Annotated in this window: 3 protein-coding genes and 3 tRNA genes; all 6 read left to right on the forward strand. The window is 58.1% G+C overall.

Going from position 1 to position 2,964, the window contains the following annotated elements:
• The first annotated feature begins 68 nt into the window (after window positions 1-68).
• The 6 genes from birA to DN824_RS22315 all read left to right on the forward strand — a co-directional run bounded on the left by birA (window position 69) and on the right by DN824_RS22315 (window position 2,879).
• Window positions 69-1,031: a bifunctional biotin--[acetyl-CoA-carboxylase] ligase/biotin operon repressor BirA gene (gene birA / locus DN824_RS22290; protein WP_138410502.1), complete on the forward strand. Its 963-nt coding sequence runs from the start codon at window positions 69-71 to the stop codon at window positions 1,029-1,031.
• On the forward strand, window positions 1,021-1,761 hold the full coding sequence (locus DN824_RS22295; RefSeq protein WP_138410503.1) for a type III pantothenate kinase: 741 nt from the start codon (window positions 1,021-1,023) through the stop codon (window positions 1,759-1,761). The genes birA and DN824_RS22295 overlap by 11 nt, the downstream gene beginning before the upstream one ends.
• Before the next feature lie 10 nt (window positions 1,762-1,771).
• The gene (locus DN824_RS22300; protein WP_138410504.1) at window positions 1,772-2,452 is read left to right on the forward strand and encodes an SPOR domain-containing protein; all 681 of its coding nucleotides are present in this window, start codon (window positions 1,772-1,774) and stop codon (window positions 2,450-2,452) included.
• A 142-nt stretch (window positions 2,453-2,594) separates the two neighbouring features.
• Window positions 2,595-2,679, forward strand: a tRNA-Tyr gene (locus DN824_RS22305).
• A gap of 26 nt (window positions 2,680-2,705) precedes the next feature.
• A tRNA-Gly gene (locus DN824_RS22310) sits at window positions 2,706-2,779 on the forward strand.
• Between the two features lie 24 nt (window positions 2,780-2,803).
• Window positions 2,804-2,879: transfer RNA gene (locus tag DN824_RS22315), tRNA-Thr, on the forward strand.
• Window positions 2,880-2,964 lie beyond the last annotated feature (85 nt).

Genomic DNA, 2,964 nt, shown 5'->3' on the forward strand with positions numbered 1-2,964 from the left:
GAGAAAAGCCTTTTCTAGGCACTGATGACACGGGTCGCTATCATTTGTGCCTGGCGAGAGGGTCGACATTGAGCAAGTTATTGACGCTACTGCAGGATGGCCGCTTCCACTCCGGACAAGCGCTGGGCGAGGCATTGGGTATCAGTCGCAGCTCTGTCTGGAAGCAGTTGCAGCGGATCGAAAAAGAATTCGATTTGCGCATTCACAGGGTCCAGGGGCGTGGGTACCGGCTGGTTGATCCTTTCATCCCGTACGATCCTGGGCATCTAACCTCGGGCCTCCAGGGGCTGGGCTGGGCGTTGCATCTGCATGATGTGGTGGACTCCACCAACAGCGAAGCGCTCCGGCTCCTCGGGCAGGGGTGCGCGACGCCATTTCTCGTGCTTTCCGAGCGGCAAACCGGGGGCAGGGGGCGCCGCGGGCGGGTGTGGATCAGTCCGGCCGGACAGAATCTCTATTACAGCCTCGGCATCACCGTCCGCAACGGGCCTCACCAGTTGGCTGGCCTGAGCCTGGTGATCGGTCTGGCTGTGCGTGATGCGCTGCATCGGCTCGGGATTGCAGGTGTCGGTCTGAAATGGCCGAACGACGTGTACGCAAGCGACCGCAAGATCGCGGGAATTCTGCTGGAGCTCACTGGAGACCCGGCGGGTGAGTGCCATGTGGTCATCGGTATCGGGATCAACTGCAACATGAGCGCCGCCAATCCGGCTATCGATCAGCCCTGGACCTCGCTCAGAAACGAGCTGGGTAGGGATATCGATCGTAATCAGTTAGTCCTTTTGCTGAGTGAGTCTCTGGATGGATATCTGCGTCGTCACGAGGCCGAGGGGTTTGCCGGCTTGAGGCTCGAGTGGGAGGCGAATCACGTATGGCATGGGCGTATGGCCAGCTTGAGCGCGGGGGATCGGGAGGTCGTAGGCAGGATTCTTGGCGTCGATTCCGATGGCGCTCTGCGGCTTCTGGTTGATGGGTGCGAACGTACCTTTAGTGGCGGTGAACTGCACCTGAGGCTGCGGGATGATTCTTGAGCTGGATTGTGGAAACAGTTACATAAAGTGGCGCCTGTTCTCCCCGGTTGCGTCCTCTGTTCCTGTCAGCGGTCGTGCAATCGACATCGAGCAGCTGCTTGACCAAGTCGCTACGAGCGCGGGGCGCGGGTTGGAGAAATGCCGATTGGTCAGCGTCCGGTCCGATAGTGAGACGGACGCGATCGCGCTGCGGATCACCTCGGTGTTCGGCTTGACGGTTCTACGAGCGATGCCTGCGACCGCTTTGGGTGGCGTAACCAACGGCTATCTCGAGCCGGGGCGGTTGGGGCTCGATCGCTGGCTGGCCATGGTCGCGGCTTTTAGCCTGAAGCGCCGTGCCTGTCTGGTCTTTGACCTGGGCACTGCCATCACGGTGGATTTGATCGCAACCGATGGGCAGCATCTGGGCGGGTTCATCACGCCTGGCGTTCCCTTGATGCGTGATCAGCTGTTTGGTCATACCCGGCGTATTCGCTATGAAGGGCCTGCAGAAGGGGCTTTGCTTCGAGAGGAGGCTCCGGGGCGCTCGACGGCTCAGGCCGTCGAGGCGGGGTGCTTGAAGATGGTGCGCAGTTATATCGGGGCTCAGATGGATGCGGCCTCGACATACCTGGGAAGCGATTTCGACGTGTACGCTACAGGAGGAGATGCGCTATTGGTGGCGGACCTCCCTGGCATAACCTGCATACCCGACCTGGTATTCCGCGGCTTGGCAATCGCCTGTCCTTGATGAGGTTACGATGCGTTGGCTTTTCCTGTTGTTGCTTGTACTGAACCTGTTTTTCTTCGTCTGGCATCAGCAGCAGGCGCCCGCACGGGTCAAAGAGGTCGCTCCGACCGACGCTTATCGCGCTCAGCAGCATGGTATCCAGCTACTGAGCGAGGCGCCTGCTCCTGTGCGCCGCGAAACGCCTCCGGCCCAGGCACCGGTTCAGGAGCGTAATGTCTGCCTGTTCCTCGGCGGGTTTGATCAGGAGGCTTCTGCGCTGGTCGTGGAGCAGCGCCTGCTGAGTCTTGATATCCAATCCAATGTTCAGTCCGTCGATGCGGCAGCGGGCGTGGATTACTGGGTATATCTGCCGCCCCTGGCCTCAAGGCAGGCATCCTTGCGCCAGCTCAGAGAGTTGCAGTCGCGCAATATCGACAGTTACATCATCACCGTTGGCGATCTCGCCAACGGTATATCGCTCGGTATCTTTTCGCGGCGAGATTCGGCCGAGGGTGTAATCGGCCGTTTGCGCGAATTCGATTATGAAGCCCAGATCAGGGAGCTGCCGCGTGTACACAGAAAGTATTGGGTGCGTGTCGCCTCTCAAAGCCGGCACTTGGTCGACGATGGGTTGCTTACCGCTTTGACGCGGGATATGAGCACATTGCAGCATCGTCAAATGCCCTGCGAAAGCGTTGCAACCTCGGAATAGTTTGCATAGAATGGCGCCCGCTTTGCGGTGTCAGGTTTTTTGGTCGATCCGCAAAGTGCTGTCTCAAAAAGCTAACCTCAAGTTTTTACTGAGAAAATGCTTGACAGCTAGGTGGCTGGCAATGAAAATGCCGCCTCCTTTTGGAGGGGTTCCCGAGTGGCCAAAGGGATCAGACTGTAAATCTGACGTCATCGACTTCGAAGGTTCGAATCCTTCCCCCTCCACCAGATTTAAAGCGTGAGCTTCAGCCTACGCGGGTATAGTTCAGTGGTAGAACCTCAGCCTTCCAAGCTGATGATGCGGGTTCGATTCCCGCTACCCGCTCCAGGTTCGGCATTATGCAAAGGCTTCGCTCATGTAGCTCAGCTGGTAGAGCACACCCTTGGTAAGGGTGAGGTCAGCGGTTCGATTCCGCTCATGAGCTCCAAACTACAAAGGCAGATATCTTGATATCTGCCTTTGTTTTAATGGTGGCGTGACTAGCTCAATTCAACGATGGGAGACGGTCTCGA

Origin of the sequence: Stutzerimonas nosocomialis, from assembly GCF_005876855.1 — a bacterium.
GTDB classification, from domain to species: Bacteria; Pseudomonadota; Gammaproteobacteria; order Pseudomonadales; family Pseudomonadaceae; genus Stutzerimonas; species Stutzerimonas nosocomialis.

Bases quoted from the DNA above. Each gene is read 5' to 3' on its own strand.
- DN824_RS22295 (WP_138410503.1), top strand. From the start codon at position 1,021: ATGATTCTTGAGCTGGATTGTGGAAACAGTTACATAAAGTGGCGCCTG.
- DN824_RS22300 (WP_138410504.1), top strand. From the start codon at position 1,772: ATGCGTTGGCTTTTCCTGTTGTTGCTTGTACTGAACCTGTTTTTCTTC.